The organism is Pannonibacter sp. Q-1 (genome assembly GCF_054073275.1).
Genome location: NZ_JBSXNB010000003.1, coordinates 342744 through 363681, shown reverse-complemented (window position 1 = coordinate 363681; position 20938 = coordinate 342744). Strand labels below are relative to the sequence as shown.

Genomic DNA, 20938 nt, shown 5'->3' with positions numbered 1-20938 from the left:
TCATCCCCTCCCAATCTGCCGCGCGGCCGCAACGACGGACGGCACGGTGATGTTGAAATGCTCGTAGAGCCGGGCGGCCGGAGCCGAGGCTCCAAACCCGCTCATGCCGACGAAAGCGTCAGTTGGCCTCAGCATGGTCCCGTCCCACCCCTGGCGGAGCGCGGCCTCGATGCCGACGCGCGGCGCCTCGCCGAGCACTTCGGCGCGATAGGCGGGGTCCTGCGCGGCGAAGAGCTCGAAACAGGGGGCGGAGACCACGGCGGCGGCAATGCCCGCCGTGGCGAGCTGGTCCGCGGCGGCGGCTGCAAGCTCCACCTCCGAGCCGGTGGCGATCAGCGTCACGTCGCGCCGCGCCGTCGCGCGCAGCAGATAGGCACCGCGGGCGCTGGCATTGACCGCCGCGCTGCCGCGCAGCAGCGGCAACGCCTGACGCGACAGCACCAGCAGGCTCGGCCGCCGCGTCTCGGCAAGCGCGATCTCCCAGGCCTCGGCAGTCTCCACCGCATCGCAGGGCCGCAGGACGAGAAGATCCGGAATGGCGCGCAGGCTGGCGAGATGCTCGACCGGCTGATGCGTCGGTCCGTCTTCGCCAAGGCCGATGGAGTCATGCGTCATGACATGGACGACCGGCACGCCCATCAGCGCGGCGAGGCGGATCGACGGACGGGCATAATCGGCGAAAGCGAGGAAGGTGCCGCCATAGGGACGCACCAGGCCGTGCAGCGCGAGGCCGTTCATGGCGGCGGCCATGCCATGCTCGCGGATGCCGTAGTGGATGTAGCGGCCGGCATAGTCGCCGGGCCGGATCGCGGTCATGCCTTTCGGCCGGGTGAGGTTGGAACCGGTCAGGTCGGCCGAGCCGCCGGCCACAAAGGGCAGCGCACCGGCGACGACCTCAAGAGCCATCTCGCTGGCCTTGCGCGTTGCCACCGCCGGCTGCTCGTCAAGCAGCCGCTGCTTGTGCTCCCGCATGGCGGCCGTCAGGTCACCGGTGTCCCGCGCAAGGGCCGCGGCGAAGGCGTCGCGGTTCGGCGAGCCTGCCAGCCGGTCGCGCCAGGCGGCATGCGCCGCCGCACCCCGTGCCGCGATCCCGCCCCAGGCCGTGTAGATAGGGGCGGGGATCTCGAACGGTGCGTGCGGCCAGTCGAGCGTCTGGCGCGCCGCGGTGATCTCGTCCGGCCCGAGCGGGGCGCCGTGCACGTCGTGGCTGCCCTGCTTGTTGGGCGCGCCGTAACCGATGACGGTCCGGCAGCAGACGAGGCTGGGGCGCGGATCGGCGCGGGCCGCCTCGATGGCGCACGCGATCTGTTCCCGGTCGTGTCCGTCGCAGTGGACCACGTGCCAGCCGGCAGCGGCGAACCGGGCGCCCTGGTCAGTGGAGGTGGAGAGGCTGGTGCTGCCGTCGATGGTGATGCGGTTGTCGTCCCACAGCACCACGAGGCGGCCGAGCCGCAGATGGCCGGCCATGTCGATGGCCTCGTGGCTGATCCCTTCCATCAGGCAGCCGTCGCCGGCGATCACATAGGTCCAGTGGTCGACGAGGCCGGGAAAGCGGGCGGCGCCCATCCGCTCGCCCAGAGCCATCCCGACGGCGGTGGCGAGCCCCTGGCCGAGCGGGCCGGTGGTGACCTCGACACCGAGGGCATGGCCGTATTCCGGATGGCCGGCAGTGCGGCTGCCGAGCTGCCGGAAGGCGCGGATCTGGTCCATTCCCATGTCCGGATAGCCAAGCAGATGGTTGATCGCATAGAGCAGCATCGACCCGTGCCCGGCCGACAGCACGAAACGGTCGCGGTTCGGCCAGCCGGCCGCCGCCGGATCAAGGGTGATGAACCGGTTGAAGAGCACCACCGCGACATCCGCCATGCCCATCGGCATGCCGGGATGGCCGGAACCGGCCGCCTGGACCGCGTCCATGGCAAGGGCGCGCAGGGCATTGGCCATGAGCCGTTCGTTGGCCCGCAGAAGCTGGGTCATCATCATCTGTCCTTTTCAGAGGGCGCGGCAGCTGCCAGGCGGGTCAGGCCCGCTTGGCGTCGCGGATCAGCCGCTCGATCAGCGGCGTCAGGATCAACTGCATGGCGAGATCCATCTTGTTGCCCGGAATGACGATCGAGTTGGCCCGGCTCATCCAGGAGCCGTGGATCATCGCCGTCAGGTAGGGGAAGTCTATGCCGCGCGGGTTCTTGAAGCGGATGACCACGAGGCTCTCGTCCGGCGTCGGGATCCAGCGGGCGATGAAGGGGTTCGAGGTGTCGACCACCGGCACACGCTGGAAGTTGATGTCGGTCTGGGTGAACTGCGGGCAGATGCAGTGCACATAGGCATGCATGCGGCGCAGGATCGTGTCTGTCACCGCCTCGGTCGAGTAGCCCCGATGCGCCCGGTCGCGGTGGATCTTCTGGATCCATTCGAGGTTGATCACCGGCACGACGCCGATCTTCAGGTCCGCATGGCGGGCGATGTCGACGTCATCGGCAACGACGGCTCCGTGCAGCCCTTCGTAGAACAGCAGGTCGCTGTGGTCCTGGAACGGCGCCCAGGCGGTGAAGTTGCCCGGCGCGACGCCGGTTCTTGCGGCCTCGATCTCGTCATGGACATAGGTGCGGGTGCGCCCGCGCCCGGTCGCGCCATACTCGCGGAAAACTCGCTCCAGCTCCTTGAGCTCGTTGGCTTCGAACGAGAAGTGGGAGAAGGTGAAGTCGCCCGCGGCGACCCGGCGCTCCAGTTCCGCGCGCATGTCGGCGCGGTTGTAGCGGTGAAAGGCGTCACCCTCGATCGACACCGCGGTTATGCTTTCCCGCCGGAAGATCTGGTCGAAGGTGGTCTTCACCGTCGAGGTGCCGGCGCCCGAGGAGCCGGTGACCGAAATGATGGGATGCTTCTGGCTCATGGGTGGTCAGCTCCGGAACAGGCCGCGCTTGCCGAACAGGGCGGCATCGCCGGCCTCGGCAAGGTCGTGATAGGCGGTGACGCGGGCGATCTTCTCCGCGCTGCCGAAAACGAAGGGAGTGCGGCCATGCAGGCTGGCCGCGGACTGCCGCATCAGGTCGTCGACACCGTCGGTGGCGCTGCCGCCGGCCTGGGTGACCAGAAAGGCGATCGGCGCGCATTCGTAGAGGAAGCGCAGGCGGCCTTTCTCGTAGCCCTTGCGCCGGTCGGCCGGGTAGAGAAACACCCCGCCCCGGGTGAGGATGCGATGCGCCTCGGCCACCAGCGAGGCGACCCAGCGCATGTTGAAACCTTGCCCGTTGCGGCTGAGGGCGCCGGTCACCATGTCGTCGATGAAGGCCCGGACCGGTGCGTGCCAGTGATGATAGTTCGAGGCGTTGATGGCGTATTCGCTGGTTCGGGGCGGGATCGCCATCTTCGCGGCGGCCGGATGGAAGCAGCCCCGGTCCCGGTCCAGCGTGAACTTCAGCACGCCCTCACCATGGGTGACGACCAGCAGGGTCTGCGGGCCGTAGATGATGTAACCGGCGGCGATCTGCTCGCTTGCCGGACGCAGGAAGCTCGCCTCGGGGCTGCCGGCGGCGGGATAGACCGAGAAGATCGTCCCGATCGATATGTTGACGTCGATGTTCGACGAACCGTCCAGGGGATCGATGGCAAGCGCCAGACTGCCGCCGTCCGACATCTGCAGGATGCTCTCCTGCTCTTCCGATGCGAGGTAGCGGACGGCGGAACCGCGCAAGCCGTCGATGAAGGCTTCGTCTGCGATCACGTCGAGCAGCTTCTGCCGGTCGCCGTCCGCGTTCTCCTCGCCGGAACTGGCGCCGAGCTCACGGGCTGGGTCTCCGGCCGCGATGAGGCGGGACAGGGCCGCACCGGTGCGGCAAAGACGTTCCAGCACGTCCTGCAACGCCGCCGAAACGGCGAGTGCCGGCAAGATCTGCTCCTCGGGCCGCATCGTTTCCTCCCAGATGTGCTGCCTTGGTCGCGCAGTCTTGCCTTGCCGGGTCTTTCGTGAAAATTTAATAATTCTTATTTCTGAGAAGGAATTTTTGAATGTACCATCTGGACGCGGTGACGCTGAAGCAGTTGCGGGCGCTGGCTGCGGTCGATCGCCACGGCAGCATGGCGGCGGCGGGCGCCGCGCTCGGCCTGACCCCGCCTGCGGTGCACAGCCAGCTCAAGGCGCTGGAACAGGCCTTTGGCCTTGCCCTGCTGCATCGCAGTTCCGACGCCAGCGGATCGAGCCTGACAGAAGAGGGGCGGGTATTGCTGGAAGCCCATGTCCGGATCGATACGGCGCTGTCGCAGGCGGCGCAGGAAATCCGCGCCCTGTCGGAGGGGCTGGCCGGGCGGGTGACGCTCGGGGTCGTCTCGACGGGCAAGTATTTCGCGCCGCGGCTGGTCAAGATCCTGCACACGCTGATCCCGAACATCGAGCTGGTGCTGCGCGTCGGCAACCGCGACCAGGTCATCCGCGATCTCGAGAATCGGGCGGTCGATCTTGCCATCATGGGGCGCCCGCCGCGCCAGCCGCTGGTCGAGGCGTCGGCGCTCGGGGTGCATCCGCACGGGCTGATCGCGCCGCCGGATCATCCGCTTGCCGGACGCCAGGCCCTGTCCGCCGCCGATCTCCTCGGCGAGACACTGATCTCCCGCGAGCCGGGATCGGGAACCCGCATCCTGATGACGCGCTATCTCGACCGGCTGGGCGACGGGCAGGTGTTCCGCCTGGTGGAGATGGGCTCCAACGAGACCATCAAGCAATCGGTGATGGCGGGGCTGGGGCTTGCGTTCCTGTCGCTGCACACGGTGACGGAGGAACTGCGCCACGGGCAACTGGTCATGCTGGCCGCGCCGCAACTGCCGATCCTGCGCCACTGGTTTCTGGTGCACCGGGCGGAGTATCCGCTCCGGCCGGCGGCGAAATCCGTCGCCGAGGCTGTTCTCGGGCTGAAGGGCACCTATCTGCCGGCAGTCGAGGGGGTTTCGCATGACGTCTGAGCGATGCGGTGCACGGCGCCCATTTCCACGGCCGCGCCGGAGAGGTAAGGTGCTGCCTGGAGGAAGCGATGGCCCAGCAGATATCATTTGATCCGGCGCAGCACCCGGGCGCGCTCAGCGACGAGGTCTGGATGGAGGTGCTGTCCGCCGTCGACCGGACCTATGCCGACCTTGTCGAGTATCAGGGACGCCTGGAGCGGCAGAATGCCGAACTCGAGGCGATGCGCCGGTTCCTGGCCTCGATCCTCGCCTCCGTGTCGGACGTGCTGATCATCCTCGACCGCAACGGCGACATTGAGGAAACCTCGGCCTCGCTGCTGCGCCATCTCGATGTCGACCACGACCGGGTGACCGGGCGCCCGGTGGCCAGCCTGTTTGCGCGGGACGAGCAGGCGGCGCTGGCCGCCGCGATGTCGCGGGTGATGCAGACCCGCCAGCCGGAAACCATCGAGGCGCATCTGGTGGCGGAGGCCGGCGCGATGCCGCTGGAGCTGAACCTGGCGCCGCGTCTCGACGAGCGTGGCCGGCTGGCCGGCCTCGTCCTGTCCGGCCGCTCGGTTGGCGAGCTCCGGCAGGCCTATTCGGCGCTGGCCCGCAGCCACGACGAGCTGAAATCCGCCCAGGCGCAACTGGTGCGCAACGAGAAGCTGGCCTCGCTCGGCCGCCTGCTGGCCGGTGTCGCCCACGAGCTCAACAATCCGATCAGTTTCGTCTATGCCAACGCTCATGCGCTGGAGCGCTACACCGGCAAGTTCGAGACCTATTTCCAGCGGGTCCAGGAAGGGGCCGGGCGCGAGGAACTCGTCATGCTGCGCGAGCAATTGCGGCTCGACCGCGAGGTGCGCAACCTGCGGGAGGCGGTGCAGGGCGCGCGCGAAGGGGCCGAGCGGGTGCGCGACATCGTCGAGGACCTGCGGCGCCTGTCCGCCGACGGTACGGGCGAGATGGTGCCGTTCGATCTGGTCGAGACGACGGCGGTTGCCGCGAACTGGGTGTTGCGCGGTGCCCGCAGGCCGGTCGCCGTGGCGGTCTCCGGCCGCGAGCGTCTGATGGCCATCGGCCGGCCGGGGCACATCCAGCAGGTGATCATGAACCTCGTCCAGAATGCGGTCGACGCGCTGGAGGGGCAGGAGGACGCGCGGATCGAGATCCGCCACGAACTGGCCGATGGATACGCCCGGGTCAGCGTCAGCGACAATGGCGCGGGCGTGCCGCCCAGCCTGCAGCACGAGATCTTCGACCCGTTCTTCACCACCAAGCCGGTCGGCAGCGGCACCGGGCTCGGCCTGTCGATCAGCCACAAGATCGCCGAAGAGCATGGCGGCCGCCTGCGTCTGTGCCCGGCGGGCCGCGGCGCCTGTTTTCAACTCGATCTGACCCCTGCGGAGGACGGCGGGCGATGAACCTCCTTTGGCTGCAAAGTGCGGGATGCGGGGGCTGCACCATGTCGCTGCTCTGCGCGGAAAATCCCAACGTGTTCGAGCTTCTGTCCGACGCGGGGCTGCGGGTGCTGTGGCATCCCGCGCTCAGCCTGGAGACGGGTGCCGAGGTCAGATCACTGCTCAGTGACATCGTCGAGGGACGCCTGGCGCTCGACATCCTCTGCGTGGAAGGTGCCATCGCGCGCGGGCCGCGCGGCACCGGCCGTTACCAGATGCTCTCCGGAACGGGCGTTTCCATGCTCGACTGGGTGCGCCAGCTCGCCCCGCTTGCCGGTCATGTCGTTGCTGTCGGCTCCTGCGCGGCCTATGGCGGCATCACTTCGGCCGGTGGAAATCCCTCCGATGCGGCGGGCCTGCAATACGAGGGCACCCACTCCGACGGCATCCTGACGCCGGATTTCCGGGGCCGGTTCGGCCTCCCGGTGGTCAACGTCGCCGGCTGCCCGACCCATCCGGACTGGGTCAGCGAGACGTTGCTGCTGCTGAAGGCGGGCGTCTTCGGCGCGGACGACATGGACGCGCTCGGCCGGCCGAGATTCTATGCCGATCATCTGGTTCATCACGGCTGCCCGAAAAACGAGTTCTACGAGTACAAGGCAAGCGCCCGGGAATTGTCCGAAATCGGCTGCATGATGGAGCATCTGGGTTGCGTCGGCACCCAGGCGGTCGGCGACTGCAACATCCGGCCGTGGAACGGGGAGGGCTCCTGCACGCGCGGCGGCTATCCCTGCATCGCCTGCACAGCGCCGGAGTTCGAGGAGCCGCGCCACCCCTTCACCGAGACGCCGAAGATCGCCGGTATCCCCGTCGGCCTGCCGTCCGACATGCCCAAGGCCTGGTTCATGGCGCTGGCTTCCCTGTCCAAGGCGGCAACGCCGCAGCGCATCGCCCGCAATGCGGTCGCCGACCGCGTCATGGTTCCGCCGACGATCCGAAAGCCGCGCAAATGAGCGAAGGACGCCTGATTGTCGGCCCCTTCAACCGGGTTGAGGGGGATCTTGAGGTGCATCTTGATCTGGCGCAGGGGGCTGTCCGCAGCGCCCGCGTCAATGCGCCGCTCTACCGGGGCTTCGAGCGCATGCTCGAAGGCAAGGACCCGCGCGATGCGCTCACCATCACGCCGCGCATCTGCGGCATCTGTTCGATCAGCCAGTCAGCCGCCGCCGCCCGTGCGCTGGCGGATGCGATGGGCCTTGCCCCCTCGCCGCAGGGCCTGCTGGTGGCGCAACTGATCCATGCGGTGGAGAATGTCAGCGACCACCTGACCCATTTCAACCTGTTCTTCATGCCGGATTTCACCCGCCCGGCCTATGCGGCGCGGCCCTGGCACGGGCAGGCGGTGTCGCGCTTCACGGCGATGGAGGGCAGCGCCCAGCGGGCGGCGGTCGAGGCGCGGGCCGGGCTGATGCATATCCTCGGCATGCTGGCGGGCAAGTGGCCGCACACGCTGGCGATCCAGCCGGGCGGGGTCACCCGCGCACCCGGCCCCCGCGACAAGGTGCGGCTGGCAACTCATCTGCGCGCCTTCCGCCGCTATCTGGAGACAGTGGTGTTCGGAGCGGAGGTCGAGGCTTTCGCGGAGCTTGGCTCCGCCGGTGAGTTGATGCGCTGGGCGGGCGGAGATGCCGGCCTCTTCCTCGAGATCGCCGCCGATACGCAGCTTGCCGGACTGGGGCGCGGCGCCGGACGCTATCTCAGCTTCGGCGCCTATCCGCTGGCCGGCGGTTACGGATTCCGCCCCGGCGTCTGGGAGGGCGTGCTGAAGCCGCTCGACACGGGCGCGGTGATCGAGGATGTCAGCCATGCCTGGATGCTGGGCGAGGCGGTGCACCCGCTGGCCGGGGCAACCCTTCCAGACGAGGACATGCGCGAGGACGCCTACAGCTGGTGCAAGGCGCCGCGCCTGTCGGGGCAGCCGATGGAGACGGGAGCGCTGGCGCGGCAGGTGGTCGACGGCCATCCGCTGGCGCTCGACCTCGCGCGTCAGGGCGGCGTTCTGGCGCGGGTGGCGGCGCGCCTCCTTGAAATCGCCCGCACCCAGATCCTGATGGAGCGCCTGGTCGCGGCCATCGAGCCGGGTGCCAGCTTCATGGTCTCCGGCCGCCTGCCGCAGCGGGCCGTTGGTGTGGGCCTGGTGGAGGCGGCGCGCGGGGCCCTCGGGCACTGGCTGCGGATCGAGAACGGGCGGATCTCCGGCTATCAGATCATCGCCCCGACCACCTGGAATTTCAGCCCGCGCGATGCCGCCGGCGTTCCGGGGCCGCTGGAGGCGGCGCTGGTGGGCACGCCGGTGCAGGACGGGGAGACCACGCCGGTGGCGGTCCAGCATGTGGTCCGTTCCTTCGATCCCTGCATGGTCTGCACCGTGCACTGACGCAGGAGGCGGTCATGGTCAAGGGCTGGATCATCCGGGTGCGTGGCCAGGTGCAGGGGGTCGGCTTCCGGCCTTTCGTCTGGACGCTGGCCCGCCAGCATGGCCTGCGCGGCTTCGTGCTGAACGATCCGCAGGGGGTGCTGATCCATGCCGCCAAAGCGGGCATCGATGAGCCGGGCATGGAAGAGCCGGGTCTCGATGCCTTCGCCCTGGCGTTGCGGACACAGGCGCCGCCGCTGGCCCGCGTCGATGCGGTCGAGTGCCAGCCGGCCGGCTTCAGTGACCTGCCGCTGACCTTCGACATCCGCGCTTCGGCCGGTTCGGGCGCCGAGACCCGGGTGACACCGGATGCGGCCACTTGCTCCGCCTGCGCGGCGGAGATCGCCGGACCGGGGCGCCGCCGGGGCTACGCCTTCACCAATTGCACCCATTGCGGGCCGCGCTATTCGATCCTGCGCAGCCTGCCCTATGACCGCGCCCGCACGGCCATGTCGGTCTTTGCCATGTGCCCGGACTGCACGGCGGAGTATTCCGACCCTGCCGACCGGCGCTTTCACGCCCAGCCGATTGCCTGCCCGGCCTGCGGACCGAGGCTGTCCTATGAGGAGGACGGGCGTGACTGCCCCGGCGATCCGCTGACGCTGGCGGTGGAGCGGCTGCGGGCGGGCGGGATCGTCGCGGTCAAGGGGCTTGGCGGCTTTCATCTGGCCTGCGATGCGGGGAATGCTGGCAGCCTCGCCCTGTTGCGCCGGCGCAAGCGCCGTCCGGCCAAGCCCTTCGCGCTGATGGCCGCAGAGGCGCATCTTGCGGCGATCGCCGAGCTGTCTCCGGCGGCGCTGGCGCTGCTGCGCGACCCCGCCGCGCCGGTGGTGCTCGTTCCCTCCCGCCGGGTGCTGCCCGAAGCGGTGGCACCCGGCATGACCTCGCTCGGCGTCATGCTGCCCTACACGCCCTTGCATCATCTGCTGCTTGCCGCGTTCGGCGGCGTGCTGGTGATGACCTCAGGGAACCTCTCCGGTGAGCCGCAGGTGACCGGCAATGACGAGGCGCGCGAGAAGCTTTCCGCCTTTGCCGACGGGTTCCTGCTGCATGACCGCGACATCCTCCGCCGTCTCGACGACGGGGTGGAGCGGGCGGAGCCGCCGATGGTGCTGCGCCGCGCCCGCGGCCGTGTTCCCGGCACGCTGCCCCTGCCGCCCGGGTTTGCGGCCGGGCCGCAGGTTCTGGCGCTGGGCGGCCAGATGAAGGGCGCCGTCTGCCTCGTCAAGAATGGTCAGGCGCTGCTGTCGCAGCATCTCGGCGACCTCGATGATGCCCTGACGCTGGACGAATTCCACAAGGCCATCGCCGATTGCACGGCGCTGTTCGACCATCGGCCCGGCCGGGTCGCCATCGATCTGCATCCGGACTATCGGGCAAGCCAGGCGGGCGAGGCGATGGGCGTGCCGGTGACCCGCGTCCAGCATCACCACGCCCATCTTGCCGCCTGCCTCGCCGACAATCTCTGGCCCCCGGATGCGGGGCCGGTGGCCGGGATCGTGCTCGACGGCACCGGCCTTGGGACCGACGGCACGCTGTGGGGCGGCGAGGTGCTGCTCGGCGGCTATGGCGATTTCGAACGGATCTGCCGGCTGCGCCCCGCACCGCTAGCCGGCGGCGACCGCGCCGCACTAGAGCCCTGGCGCAACCTGCTGGCGCGCCTCGACCAGGCAGAGCTCACCGGCGGTGCGGAGGATTTCGCACAGCGGCTGATGGCGGGCCGCCCGGTGGAGCAGGTGCGCGCCGCCCTGCGCGCGGGGATCAACGCGCCGATGTCCTCCTCCGCCGGGCGCCTGTTCGATGCCGTCGCCGCGGCTCTCGGCATTTGCCCCGAAGTGCAGAGCTATGAGGGCGAGGCGGCGATGCGGCTGGAGGCGATGGCGGTGAGCGCGCCCGCCTATCCTTTTGCAGCAAGCGCGGGGGAGATCGACCCCGCACCGATGATCCGCGCGCTGCTTGCGGATCAGGCGGGCGGCGTGGCTCCGGCACGGATCGCCGGTGCGTTCCATGCGGGTCTTGCCCGCGCCTTCTGCGCGCCCGCCCGCCATCTCGTCGAGACGGGACGGGCGCGGGCCGTCGCCCTCACCGGCGGCTGTTTCCAGAACGCCCGGCTGCTGGAGGCCTGTCAGGCCGAACTGACCGGTCTGCCCGTGCTGGTCCACCGTCAGGTTCCCGCCAATGACGGCGGCCTTGCCCTGGGGCAGGCCCTTGTCTGCCTTGCCCGCGCCGGGGCGGAAGCGGGCTGACCGCCTGACCCTGTCCGGCGGTCAGGGTCTTGACATGCGCCGGACGCGAAAAGTCCAAAAAATCAGATCAATCTATTGATATAAAACAGATATTTTTTATTTCTGCGGCAGGTGTTTTTGTGCAGGCGCGGGGAATGTCCGGCACGGCATCATCGCCTCGGTACGGTCGAAACACGACATTTCACGCACCGAGGGAGGACACCTTGTCGCAAGTCGAAACCTTTTACGACGTGATGCGCCGCCAGGGCATTACCCGGCGAAGCTTCATGAAATACTGCAGCCTGACGGCGGCCGCGCTCGGCCTCGGGCCGTCTTTCGTCCCCAAGATCGCCCATGCGATGGAGACAAAGCCGCGCACGCCGGTGATCTGGATTCACGGCCTGGAATGCACCTGCTGCTCAGAGAGCTTCATCCGCTCGGCCCATCCGCTGGCCAAGGATGTGGTGCTGTCGATGATCAGTCTCGACTATGACGACACACTGATGGCGGCGGCCGGGCACGCGGCCGAGGCGGCGCTGCAGGACACGATCGAGCGGTACAAGGGCAACTACATCCTGGCCGTCGAAGGCAATCCGCCGCTCAACGAGGACGGCATGTACTGCATCGTCGGCGGCAAGCCGTTCGTCGACCAGTTGCGCCATGCGGCGGAGCATGCCAAGGCGATCATCTCGTGGGGCGCCTGCGCCTCCTATGGCTGCGTCCAGGCGGCGGCGCCCAACCCGACCCGGGCAACGCCGGTTCACAAGGTCATCCTCGACAAGCCGATCATCAAGGTGCCGGGCTGCCCGCCGATCGCCGAGGTGATGACCGGCGTCATCACCTACATGCTCACCTTCGACCGGCTGCCGACGCTCGACCGTCAGGGGCGCCCGGCGATGTTCTACTCCCAGCGCATTCACGACAAGTGCTACCGCCGGCCGCATTTCGACGCCGGCCAGTTCGTCGAGACCTGGGACGACGAAGGCGCCCGCAAGGGCTTCTGCCTCTACAAGATGGGCTGCAAGGGACCGACCACCTACAACGCCTGCTCCACCATTCGTTGGAACGAGGGCGTCTCCTTCCCGATCCAGTCGGGCCATGGCTGCATCGGCTGTTCGGAAGACGGGTTCTGGGATCAGGGCAGCTTCTATGACCGGCTGACCAACATCAAGCAGTTCGGCGTCGAAGCGAACGCCGATCAGGTGGGTATGACGGCTGCGGGCGTCGTCGGTGGCGCCGTCGCGGTGCATGCGGCGGTCTCGGCGCTGAAGCGCGCGCAGAAGAAGACCCAGGACAAGGTGGAGGCTTGAAACGATGACTGCAACTCCGAATGGTTTCAACCTCGACACCTCGGGCCGGCGTATCGTCGTCGACCCGGTGACCCGGATCGAGGGGCACATGCGCTGCGAGGTCAATGTCGACGAAGGCAACGTGATCCGCAACGCCGTGTCCACCGGCACCATGTGGCGCGGCCTCGAGGTGATCCTCAAGGGACGCGACCCGCGGGATGCCTGGGCCTTCACCGAACGCATCTGCGGCGTGTGCACCGGCACCCATGCGCTGACCAGCGTGCGTGCGGTCGAGGACGCGCTGGGGATCACCATCCCCGACAACGCCAACTCGATCCGCAACATCATGCAGCTCAACCTGCAGATTCACGATCACGTGGTGCATTTCTACCATCTGCATGCGCTGGACTGGGTGAATCCGATCAATGCCCTGCGTGCCGACCCGAAGGCGACGTCGGAGCTGCAGCAGGCGGTCAGCCCGAGCCATCCCCTGTCGTCGCCGGGCTATTTCCGCGACGTGCAGAACCGGCTGAAGAAGTTCGTCGAATCCGGCCAGCTCGGCCTGTTCAAGAACGGCTACTGGGACAATCCGGCCTATCTGCTGCCGCCGGAAGCCGACCTGATGGCGACGACCCACTATCTGGAGGCGCTCGACCTGCAGAAGGAGATCGTCAAGGTCCACACCATCTTCGGCGGCAAGAACCCGCATCCGAACTGGCTTGTCGGCGGCGTTCCCTGTCCGATCAACATCGACGGCGTCGGCGCGGTCGGGGCGATCAACATGGAACGGCTGAACATGGTCAGTTCCATCATCGACCTGTGCAACACGTTCAACCGCAACGTCTACATCCCGGACGTGATCGCCATCGGCGGCTTCTACAAGAACTGGCTCTATGGCGGTGGTCTGTCGGGCCAGGCGGTGCTTGCCTATGGCGACATCCCCGAGCATCCGAACAATTTCGATGCAGGGCAGTTGCATCTGCCGCGTGGCGCCATCATCAACGGCAACCTCAACGAGGTTCACGACGTCGATCCGCGCGATCCCGAGCAGGTGCAGGAGTTCGTCGACCATAGCTGGTACACCTATGCCGAACCCGGCAAGGGCCTGCATCCCTGGGACGGCGTCACCGAGCCGCGATACGAACTCGGCCCGAAAGCCAAGGGCACCCGCACCAACATCGAGGAACTGGACGAGAGCGCCAAGTACAGCTGGATCAAGGCACCGCGCTGGCGCGGCCATGCCATGGAGGTCGGCCCGCTGGCCCGCTATGTCGTCGGCTATGCCAAGGGGCACGAGGACATCAAGAACCAGGTCGACGGCCTGCTCCGGACGATGAACCTGCCGGTCTCCGCGCTGTTCTCGACCCTGGGACGCACCGCGGCGCGTGCGCTGGAGTCCGAATATTGCGGGCGCCTGCAGAAATACTTCTTCGACAAGCTGATCACCAACATCAAGAACGGCGACCAGTCGACGGCGAATGTCGAGAAATGGGATCCGAAGACATGGCCGAAGGAGGCCAAGGGCGTGGGCATGACGGAGGCACCGCGTGGCGCCCTCGGCCACTGGATCAGAATCAAGGACGGCCGCATCGACAACTACCAGTGCGTCGTCCCCACCACCTGGAACGGCAGTCCGCGCGACACCAAGGGCAATATCGGCGCCTTCGAGGCCTCGCTCATGAACACCTACATGGAGCGCCCCGACGAGCCGGTGGAGATCCTGCGCACGCTGCACAGCTTCGACCCGTGCCTTGCCTGCTCCACCCATGTGATGTCGCCCGACGGCGGCACGCTGACGACGGTCAAGGTCCGCTGAGGGAGGGAACCCCATGAACTACGCAGTCTTTCTGGGAGCCTTGCTCCTGTCGACCCCAGCCCTGGCCCATACCGGCCATGGCGGGACCTCGGGTCTCCTCGCCGGGCTCCTGCACCCGGTCCTCGGCCTCGACCATCTGCTGGCGATGGTGGCGGTCGGGATCTGGTCGGGTCTTGCGCTGCCACGGCATCCCTGGGGCGGGGCAGCCGCCTTCCTCGGCGCCATGCTGGCGGGGGCAGGTCTCGCCTTCGCCGGTGTCACCATGCCGGCGGTCGAGACGCTGATCCTCGCTTCGGTGGTGATCTTCGGCCTCCTGGTGCTGGTGGCGAAGCCCGAGATGCCGGCCGCACTCACGGCCGCGGCTCTTGTCGCGATCGGCTTCTTCGCGCTCGGTCACGGCCATGCTCATGCCAGCGAGGCTGAGGGTGGTGCCATCGCCTATGTGGCGGGCTTCGTCATCGCCACCTCGCTTCTGCATGTGGCGGGCATCGGCGTTGCGCGCGGTATCGCCGGCAAGCTGGTGCTGCAGCGTGTCCTGGGCGGCGCCATCGCTGCCGCCGGCCTGCTGCTGGCTGCATCATGAGGAGGCGGACATGAACAAGGACAGCCATGCCCTCGAGCTGGAGGCGGAACTCGCCACGGCCCAGCGGCAATCATCGGTCTATGTCTACGAGGCGCCGGTGCGGATCTGGCACTGGGTGAACGCGTCGGCGATTCTGGTCCTGTGCGTGACCGGGTACTTCATCGGCAGCCCGCCGCCCTCGGCCGGCCAGCACGAGGCCTATGACCAGTTCCTCTTCGGCTATATCCGCTTCGCGCATTTCGCCGCGGGGATGATCCTGACCGTCGGCTTTCTCGGCCGCATCTACTGGGCGATCTTCGGCAATCACCACGCCCGGCAGCTCTTCTATCTGCCGGTGCTGAACGGGCACTGGTGGCGCGAGATCTGGTTCGAGATCCGCTGGTACCTGTTCCTGGAGAGCGAGCCGAAGAAATATATCGGCCACAACCCGCTGGCCCAGCTCGCCATGTTCTTCTTCATCACGCTCGGCACCAGCTTCATGATCGTGACCGGCATGGCGCTCTACGCGGAAGGGGCGGGCCAGGGATCTTTGTATGACGATCTGTTCGGCTGGGTCATCGGCCTTGCCGGCAACACCCAGCGGCTCCACACCCTGCATCACCTCGGCATGTGGTGGATCGTGATCTTCATGATCGTGCATATCTATGTCGCGATCCGCGAGGACATCATGAGCCGGCAGTCGATCGTCTCGACGATGATCTCCGGTCACAGGACCTTCAAGGACGACCGCACGGACTGAACGTCCCGTTCGGGTGGCGGCCGCATGCCGTCACCCGAATCATACCGGTATGCTGGAAAGTTCCTTTCCGTTGAGCATGAGTTTTGGAAGAGTAATTTTCGGCTTATTGCGGCCGCGTGGGGCGGGAAGGTCACCTATCTCATTGTAATAACTGATAAATAATAATTTTCACCGGTTTGCGGAAAAACCTGCCGCGGAACCGGCGGTTGGCCTAGTCTTCCCTCAAAGGGCGGAAAGCCCGCATGCCAGCACCGTTCCGGGGAGGGGAACATGCCAGCAACCAATCCATCATCCATTCTTGTTCTGGGCATTGGCAACGTCCTGTGGGCCGACGAGGGCTTCGGAGTGCGCTGCGTCGAGGCGCTGGCCTCCGCCGTCGCGCTGCCGGAGCACGTCCGCCTGCTGGATGGCGGCACGCAGGGGCTCTATCTCCTGCCCTTTCTGGAGGAGGCGGAGGCCCTTCTCGTCTTCGATGCCATCGACTACGGCCTGGAGCCCGGCACACTGAAGCTGGTGCGCGACGGCGAGGTGCCCGCCTTCATGGGCGCCAGGAAGATGAGCCTTCACCAGACCGGTTTCCAGGACGTGATTGCCACCGCGCAACTGCTCGGGCGCTGTCCGCACAAGCTTACCTTGATCGGCTGCCAGCCGGTGGAGCTGGAGGATTACGGCGGCGGTCTGCGGCCGCAGGTCGCTGCGGCCATTCCCGGCGCGCTGGACCTTGCCCGTGCCGAACTGGCTGCCTGGGGCGTGGAGATCGCTGCCGGCCGCAGCGCTGCAGACCTTGCTGATCCGTCGATCCGCCGCACCGCCTATGAGCAGGGGCGCCCCTCGGCGGAGGAGGCCTGCCGCACCGGCGACGCCCGCTTCTTCCCCGGGAGCCTGTGATGTGCATCGGCGAGCCGGCGCGGCTCGTCTCGCGCAGCGGGATTGCCGGTGTGGCAATGATCGACGGCCGGGAGACCCTGATCGATCTCTCGCTGACCCCTGACGCAAAGGCGGGGGACTGGCTTCTCTGCTTTCTCGGCACGGCACGCGAGATCCTGGAGCCGGAAGAGGCGGCGGTGATCGCCGCCGCGCTGGAGGGGCTGCGGCGGGTCATGGCCGGACAGGATCCGGGCGCGGCCTTTGCCGACCTGGATGCGCGGGAACCTGAACTGCCACCCCATCTTCAGGCCGCTCTTGCGGCCGGTCACAGCCAGGGATGATCCTCATGCACGATCCATCCGGTGCTGCTCTTGCCTCCGGCGCCTCTCTCTCTCATCCGCTTCTGCGCCGTCTCGTCGACGATCTGGGCTGGCCGCTGCTGGCAAGCCTTGACGAGGTCTCAGCCTTCACGGCCCGGCCCGGAACCCACTGCCTTCTCGTTCCGGGCAATCCGGTTCGCAATCTGGAGACCGCCGATGCTGCGGTGATCCTGCCGGAACTTCGCATGGCGTTTCAGGGCGTGTTCGACTGCGCGCTCGTCGATGACGCGGTGGAGGCGGAGGTGCGCGAGACCTTCAAGGCCCTGAAGACGCCGGGTTTCCTGTTCTTTGCAGAAGGGACCTATCTCGGATCGATCCAGAAGATCCGCGATTGGGACGACTACATGGTGCACCTGCCGCGCCTGCTTGGCCTCAGAACCCCGGAGCGGATGCAATGAGCAACGGATTCCTGTTTCCTCCGGCCGGGTTCGGGCCGGGTTCGCAGCCCCTCGACGACGAGGAACTGTCCTACATGGCGCTGCCGTCGGGCATGCGCACCTATGTGCCGCATCTGCCCGAGGTGGGAGATCCCTCGCAGGTCACGCCGGCCCTGAAGACGCTGGCCGATATCGCCGGGGCCTGCGAGATCGCCGCCACCGCTGGCGGCGAGCGCGCCGAGTTCGACCTGTCGGCCATGGACCCGGCGAGCCGGGCTCTGATGGCCGAAACGCTCGGACAGGGCGAAGTGTCCATGAAGCTGAGGGGCGTGCCGGCCCTGATGGTTCAGGAAAGCGTGTTCGCCGGGGTCTGGATGCTGGCGGGGGCGGGCATCGACCGCATCGAGGTCGGCCCTGTCCCGGCCGAGGCGGTCCGGCGCGCCCATGGCAGCGGAGCCCCGGCGCCGATGCTCTCCGCGCCGCGCCCGGCCGGCGTCGTCAACGCGCCCGCCCTGCTGGCGGAACTGGCGGACCAGTCCGCAAACTGGCGGTCCGGCGGGATGCCGCACGTGGTCAATCTCTCGCTGCTGCCGCATACGGAGGAGGATCTCCTGTGGCTGGATGCGGCGCTCGGCAAAGGGGCCGTGACCATCCTGTCGCGCGGCTACGGCAACTGCCGGATCAGCGCCTGCGCCCTGCCGCAGGTCTGGCGGGTGCAGTTCTTCAATTCGATGGACACGCTGATCCTCGACACATTCGAGGTGACGGCCATTCCCGAAGTGGCGCTGGCCGCCCCGGAGGATCTTGCCGACAGCGGCCAGCGCATCCGTGAGGTTCTGGAGGCGATCCGATGACCCGGTTCGAGGGATCCTATCTCGGCGCCAACGACCGGATCAGTCCGCTGGCGATCATGGAATGCAAGATCTGCTGGACGCCCTACTATCCGGCGGAAGGGGACGACACGCGGCAGGTGCTGCCGGGTACCCCGTTCCAGGCGCTGCCGGAGGACTGGAAATGTCCCGGCTGCGATGCCCCCAAGCACCAGTTCATGGTGCGGGAGGATCCGGGCTCGCCGGCCCTGATGGCCGAACAGGACATTGCCGGACGCACGGCGATGCTGGTCGCCGACTTCAAGGACGTCTGGCTGTCGAAGATGCGCGACGTGCCGCTGATCAATCAGGCGCTGCATGTCGAGGCGATCGGCTTCCGCCTGCATGAAGGGCGCCCGCTCGGCGTGCTGATCACGCCCTGGTTCATGAACCTCGTGCTGCTGCCGGGGCCCGGCGACGACTGGAGCGAACTGGTGCAGGGCACGAAGGAGGTCGTCGGCTTCCCGTCGGGCGACTACGAATTCCTGCATAACCGGCGCGATCTCACCGGCGGCTACAAGGCCTGTTCGCTGTTCTCGCCCATGGGCGACTTCAACAGCCAGATGCAGGCGCAGGACGTTGCGCGGGCGGTGATGATGGCGCTGTTCGATCCGGCGAACCGGGACGAGACCAACCGCGCGGCCGACATCCGGGCGGCGCGTGAGGCCGAACTGGCGCCGCCGCCCGGGATGCCCGAGGCGGGCAGTGAGGGGGATCCCGCCGGTGAACAGGGTGTGACGGAGACGGCGCCAAGCCGGCGCCGGCTGATCACTGCCGGCCTAGCCAGCGAGCCTGCGCCCGTTGCCGCGGCGCCCGAAACGGGGGAGCGCGACTGATGATGAGCGGGCAGGGCCTGACCATCTTGCTGAGGCGTCGGGGGGACGGGCTCGAAGCCCGCCTTGCCCGCGCGCCCGCCATGCCGGTGGAAGCCCTGCTGCTCGGCCGCCCGGTGGCCGAGGCGCGCCAGTTCCTTGGCCGCCTGTTCGGCCTGTGCCGTTGTGCCCATCTGGGCGCGCTGGACCTCGCTCTCGGGCTCGGTGCGCCAGATCAAGCCGGTCTTGCGGCCGAGATCCGGACCGATCACCTCGCTCAGGTTTTCGTCCATCTGCCGCCGCTGCTGGGGCTTGCACCGCAGGCGCCGCCGCGCGGCGATCTCGAAGCCGCCCTGCTTGGCGGGGCGGCGGAGCGCTTTGCCGCAGGCGACCTGCCGGGATGGCTGGCCTCGGGCGAGGGCGTGTCGCCACTCATGCGGCGCATCGCCGAAGCCTTTCCACCGGGGGAGGCGGATCCGGGCCTGCCGCCGCTCGGCCGCAGCGCGGCTCCGCGCCCCGGCGAGGCGCTGAATGTGCCGGCGGCGCGGGTGGCAACGCATCCGGTGCTGGCCGAAGCCGCCCGGTGCTACGGTTACGGGCCTCTCTGGCAGGCTCTCGGCCTTGTGGCCGACCTGCTGGCGCTGGCTGTGCCCGGACACCTTGCCGCCGGACTGGCCGCACCGTCCTGCGCATTGGTACCAGCCGCGCGTGGCACCTATGCCTTGACCGCGACCGCGAGCGGCGGTCTGCTGACCCGGCTCGATCGGCTGACGCCGACGGATGATCTGACCGCGCCCGGCGGGGCGATCGAACGCGCCCTGGCGCGCCTCGCGCCGTCGCGCCATTGTCTTGCGCCGGTGGTGGTCAGACTGCTCAATCCGTGCGAGCGGTTCGAGGTGGAGGAGGTGACCCATGCATGAGATGTCGCTTTGCGAAGGCATCCGCCAGGTGATCGAAGGACAGGCCGAGGCGCATGGCTTTTCCCGGGTCGCCGTGGTGCGGCTGGAAATCGGGCGCTTCGCCGGCGTTGAGCGGGCCGCGCTCGACTTCGCCTTCGACGTGGTGATGCGGGGCGGGGTTGCCGACGGCGCCCGGCTGGAGATCATCGACCTGCCCGGCCGGGCGACCTGCTTCGATTGCGCCGCCGAGGTCGATCTCGACGACCGGCTGGCGCCCTGTCCGCGCTGTGGCGGCGGGCGGCTGTTGCCCGTGGGCGGGGATGAAATGCGGATCAAAGACCTGGAGGTGAACTAATGTGCACGGTTTGCGGCTGCGGCGACAGCGTGACGAAGGACGGCGTGCCGATCGGCGAGCATCATCCTCACGATCATGGTCATGGTCATGGTCATGGTCATGGTCATGGTCACCACCATCACGATCATCATCACCATTCTCATGACCACGGCCACCATGACCATCACCATCACGATCATGACCACCATCACTACGGCACGGGGCCGGCAGGTGTTTCCGTGCCCGGCCTGTCGCAGGAGCGGCTGATCGCGGTGGAGACCGCAATCCTGTCGAAGAACGACAGCCATGCCGCCGGCAACCGGCGGGTGCTGAAGGCGCTCGGCGTCTACGCGGTCAATCTCGTGTCGTCACCCGGTTCCGGCAAGACGACGCTGCTGTGCCGCACCATCCGCGGACTCGGAACAACGCCGCTCGCCGTGATCGAGGGCGACCAGCAGACCTCGAACGACGCCGACCGCATCCGGGAGACCGGCGCGCGGGCGATCCAGATCAACACCGGCAAGGGCTGTCATCTCGATGCCCATATGGTGGGTCATGCGATGGACGACCTGCCGCTCGCGCCCGACAGCCTGCTGTTCATCGAGAATGTCGGGAACCTTGTCTGCCCGGCGGCTTTCGATCTCGGCGAGGATGCCAAGGTGGCGATCCTCTCGGTGACCGAGGGCGAGGACAAGCCGCTGAAATATCCCGACATGTTCACTGCCGCGCGCCTTGCGCTGGTCAACAAGACGGATCTTGCGCCGCATTGCGACGTCTCGCTTGAGGCCTATGAGGCGAACCTGAAACGGGTGAACCCGCTGATCGAGGTGCTGTTCGTCTCGGCCCGCACCGGCGAGGGAATGGAGGCCTGGCTTGCCTGGCTCGCCGCGCGCCGCGCCGAGAAGCGCCTGGCCAGGGCCTCGTGAAAGGCCGCGCG

The 20938-nt window shown here is 67.8% G+C and carries 20 protein-coding genes; 17 read left to right on the top strand and 3 right to left on the bottom strand.

What is annotated here, in order from left to right:
• The 3 genes from tkt to ACVNHC_RS09630 are packed head-to-tail and all read right to left on the bottom strand — an operon-like array spanning position 1 to position 3889.
• The gene (tkt, locus tag ACVNHC_RS09640; protein ID WP_457167087.1) at positions 1 to 1983 is read right to left on the bottom strand and encodes a transketolase; all 1983 of its coding nucleotides are present in this window, start codon (positions 1981 to 1983) and stop codon (positions 1 to 3) included.
• A 37-nt stretch (positions 1984 to 2020) separates the two neighbouring features.
• Positions 2021 to 2893: a phosphoribulokinase gene (locus tag ACVNHC_RS09635; protein ID WP_050474636.1), complete on the bottom strand. Its 873-nt coding sequence runs from the start codon at positions 2891 to 2893 to the stop codon at positions 2021 to 2023.
• A gap of 6 nt (positions 2894 to 2899) precedes the next feature.
• Positions 2900 to 3889 (bottom strand): class 1 fructose-bisphosphatase, encoded by a 990-nt coding sequence (locus tag ACVNHC_RS09630; protein ID WP_244284554.1) that lies wholly within the window; start codon positions 3887 to 3889, stop codon positions 2900 to 2902.
• A gap of 119 nt (positions 3890 to 4008) precedes the next feature.
• Here ACVNHC_RS09630 and cbbR point away from each other — a divergent pair, with 119 nt between their 5' ends.
• The 17 genes from cbbR (at position 4009) to hypB (ending at position 20927) form a co-directional block, all read left to right on the top strand.
• Positions 4009 to 4956 (top strand): LysR family regulator CbbR, encoded by a 948-nt coding sequence (cbbR, locus tag ACVNHC_RS09625; RefSeq protein WP_186415643.1) that lies wholly within the window; start codon positions 4009 to 4011, stop codon positions 4954 to 4956.
• A 68-nt stretch (positions 4957 to 5024) separates the two neighbouring features.
• Complete coding sequence (locus tag ACVNHC_RS09620; protein WP_457167086.1) at positions 5025 to 6359, top strand: sensor histidine kinase; 1335 nt, start codon at positions 5025 to 5027, stop codon at positions 6357 to 6359.
• Positions 6356 to 7348: an NADH-quinone oxidoreductase subunit B family protein gene (locus ACVNHC_RS09615; RefSeq protein WP_457167085.1), complete on the top strand. Its 993-nt coding sequence runs from the start codon at positions 6356 to 6358 to the stop codon at positions 7346 to 7348. Before ACVNHC_RS09620 ends, ACVNHC_RS09615 begins: the two co-directional genes overlap by 4 nt.
• Positions 7345 to 8772, top strand: coding sequence for a nickel-dependent hydrogenase large subunit (locus ACVNHC_RS09610; protein ID WP_457167084.1), 1428 nt, complete (start codon positions 7345 to 7347; stop codon positions 8770 to 8772). Before ACVNHC_RS09615 ends, ACVNHC_RS09610 begins: the two co-directional genes overlap by 4 nt.
• Before the next feature lie 14 nt (positions 8773 to 8786).
• Positions 8787 to 11057 (top strand): carbamoyltransferase HypF, encoded by a 2271-nt coding sequence (hypF, locus tag ACVNHC_RS09605; RefSeq protein ID WP_457167083.1) that lies wholly within the window; start codon positions 8787 to 8789, stop codon positions 11055 to 11057.
• Positions 11058 to 11260: 203 nt separating this feature from the next.
• On the top strand, positions 11261 to 12346 hold the full coding sequence (locus ACVNHC_RS09600; protein WP_050474643.1) for a hydrogenase small subunit: 1086 nt from the start codon (positions 11261 to 11263) through the stop codon (positions 12344 to 12346).
• A 4-nt stretch (positions 12347 to 12350) separates the two neighbouring features.
• Entirely contained in the window at positions 12351 to 14141 is a 1791-nt protein-coding gene (locus tag ACVNHC_RS09595; RefSeq protein ID WP_050474644.1) for a nickel-dependent hydrogenase large subunit, read from the top strand.
• Positions 14142 to 14154: 13 nt separating this feature from the next.
• On the top strand, positions 14155 to 14724 hold the full coding sequence (locus ACVNHC_RS09590; RefSeq protein ID WP_050474645.1) for a HupE/UreJ family protein: 570 nt from the start codon (positions 14155 to 14157) through the stop codon (positions 14722 to 14724).
• Between the two features lie 10 nt (positions 14725 to 14734).
• Entirely contained in the window at positions 14735 to 15463 is a 729-nt protein-coding gene (gene cybH / locus ACVNHC_RS09585; RefSeq protein WP_050474646.1) for a Ni/Fe-hydrogenase, b-type cytochrome subunit, read from the top strand.
• 270 nt (positions 15464 to 15733) lie between these two features.
• On the top strand, positions 15734 to 16351 hold the full coding sequence (locus ACVNHC_RS09580) for a HyaD/HybD family hydrogenase maturation endopeptidase (RefSeq protein WP_050474647.1): 618 nt from the start codon (positions 15734 to 15736) through the stop codon (positions 16349 to 16351).
• Positions 16351 to 16671: a HypC/HybG/HupF family hydrogenase formation chaperone gene (locus ACVNHC_RS09575; protein ID WP_050474648.1), complete on the top strand. Its 321-nt coding sequence runs from the start codon at positions 16351 to 16353 to the stop codon at positions 16669 to 16671. Before ACVNHC_RS09580 ends, ACVNHC_RS09575 begins: the two co-directional genes overlap by 1 nt.
• A 5-nt stretch (positions 16672 to 16676) precedes the next feature.
• Positions 16677 to 17108: a thioredoxin domain-containing protein gene (locus tag ACVNHC_RS09570; RefSeq protein ID WP_050474667.1), complete on the top strand. Its 432-nt coding sequence runs from the start codon at positions 16677 to 16679 to the stop codon at positions 17106 to 17108.
• Positions 17105 to 17941: a hydrogenase expression/formation protein gene (locus tag ACVNHC_RS09565; RefSeq protein WP_457167082.1), complete on the top strand. Its 837-nt coding sequence runs from the start codon at positions 17105 to 17107 to the stop codon at positions 17939 to 17941. The genes ACVNHC_RS09570 and ACVNHC_RS09565 overlap by 4 nt, the downstream gene beginning before the upstream one ends.
• A complete protein-coding gene (gene hybE / locus ACVNHC_RS09560) occupies positions 17938 to 18792 on the top strand; it encodes a [NiFe]-hydrogenase assembly chaperone HybE (RefSeq protein WP_457167081.1) in 855 nt (284 codons plus the stop codon). The genes ACVNHC_RS09565 and hybE overlap by 4 nt, the downstream gene beginning before the upstream one ends.
• Complete coding sequence (locus ACVNHC_RS09555) at positions 18792 to 19688, top strand: hypothetical protein (RefSeq protein ID WP_457167080.1); 897 nt, start codon at positions 18792 to 18794, stop codon at positions 19686 to 19688. Before hybE ends, ACVNHC_RS09555 begins: the two co-directional genes overlap by 1 nt.
• Positions 19681 to 20022 carry a hydrogenase maturation nickel metallochaperone HypA gene (gene hypA / locus ACVNHC_RS09550; protein ID WP_050474652.1) on the top strand — a complete coding sequence of 114 codons (342 nt, stop codon included), beginning with the start codon at positions 19681 to 19683 and terminating at the stop codon, positions 20020 to 20022. The genes ACVNHC_RS09555 and hypA overlap by 8 nt, the downstream gene beginning before the upstream one ends.
• Positions 20022 to 20927, top strand: coding sequence for a hydrogenase nickel incorporation protein HypB (gene hypB, locus ACVNHC_RS09545; RefSeq protein ID WP_457167079.1), 906 nt, complete (start codon positions 20022 to 20024; stop codon positions 20925 to 20927). Before hypA ends, hypB begins: the two co-directional genes overlap by 1 nt.
• Positions 20928 to 20938 lie beyond the last annotated feature (11 nt).

Coding starts and splice junctions, on each gene's coding strand:
- hypA (WP_050474652.1), top strand. CDS start 19,681: ATGCATGAGATGTCGCTTTGCGAAGGCATCCGCCAGGTGATCGAAGGA.
- tkt (WP_457167087.1), bottom strand. CDS start 1,983: ATGATGATGACCCAGCTTCTGCGGGCCAACGAACGGCTCATGGCCAAT.
- ACVNHC_RS09615 (WP_457167085.1), top strand. CDS start 6,356: ATGAACCTCCTTTGGCTGCAAAGTGCGGGATGCGGGGGCTGCACCATG.
- ACVNHC_RS09565 (WP_457167082.1), top strand. CDS start 17,105: ATGAGCAACGGATTCCTGTTTCCTCCGGCCGGGTTCGGGCCGGGTTCG.
- ACVNHC_RS09575 (WP_050474648.1), top strand. CDS start 16,351: ATGTGCATCGGCGAGCCGGCGCGGCTCGTCTCGCGCAGCGGGATTGCC.
- ACVNHC_RS09555 (WP_457167080.1), top strand. CDS start 18,792: ATGATGAGCGGGCAGGGCCTGACCATCTTGCTGAGGCGTCGGGGGGAC.
- ACVNHC_RS09590 (WP_050474645.1), top strand. CDS start 14,155: ATGAACTACGCAGTCTTTCTGGGAGCCTTGCTCCTGTCGACCCCAGCC.
- hypB (WP_457167079.1), top strand. CDS start 20,022: ATGTGCACGGTTTGCGGCTGCGGCGACAGCGTGACGAAGGACGGCGTG.
- ACVNHC_RS09580 (WP_050474647.1), top strand. CDS start 15,734: ATGCCAGCAACCAATCCATCATCCATTCTTGTTCTGGGCATTGGCAAC.
- ACVNHC_RS09595 (WP_050474644.1), top strand. CDS start 12,351: ATGACTGCAACTCCGAATGGTTTCAACCTCGACACCTCGGGCCGGCGT.
- cbbR (WP_186415643.1), top strand. CDS start 4,009: ATGTACCATCTGGACGCGGTGACGCTGAAGCAGTTGCGGGCGCTGGCT.
- cybH (WP_050474646.1), top strand. CDS start 14,735: ATGAACAAGGACAGCCATGCCCTCGAGCTGGAGGCGGAACTCGCCACG.
- ACVNHC_RS09620 (WP_457167086.1), top strand. CDS start 5,025: ATGGCCCAGCAGATATCATTTGATCCGGCGCAGCACCCGGGCGCGCTC.
- ACVNHC_RS09635 (WP_050474636.1), bottom strand. CDS start 2,893: ATGAGCCAGAAGCATCCCATCATTTCGGTCACCGGCTCCTCGGGCGCC.
- ACVNHC_RS09610 (WP_457167084.1), top strand. CDS start 7,345: ATGAGCGAAGGACGCCTGATTGTCGGCCCCTTCAACCGGGTTGAGGGG.
- hybE (WP_457167081.1), top strand. CDS start 17,938: ATGACCCGGTTCGAGGGATCCTATCTCGGCGCCAACGACCGGATCAGT.
- ACVNHC_RS09570 (WP_050474667.1), top strand. CDS start 16,677: ATGCACGATCCATCCGGTGCTGCTCTTGCCTCCGGCGCCTCTCTCTCT.
- hypF (WP_457167083.1), top strand. CDS start 8,787: ATGGTCAAGGGCTGGATCATCCGGGTGCGTGGCCAGGTGCAGGGGGTC.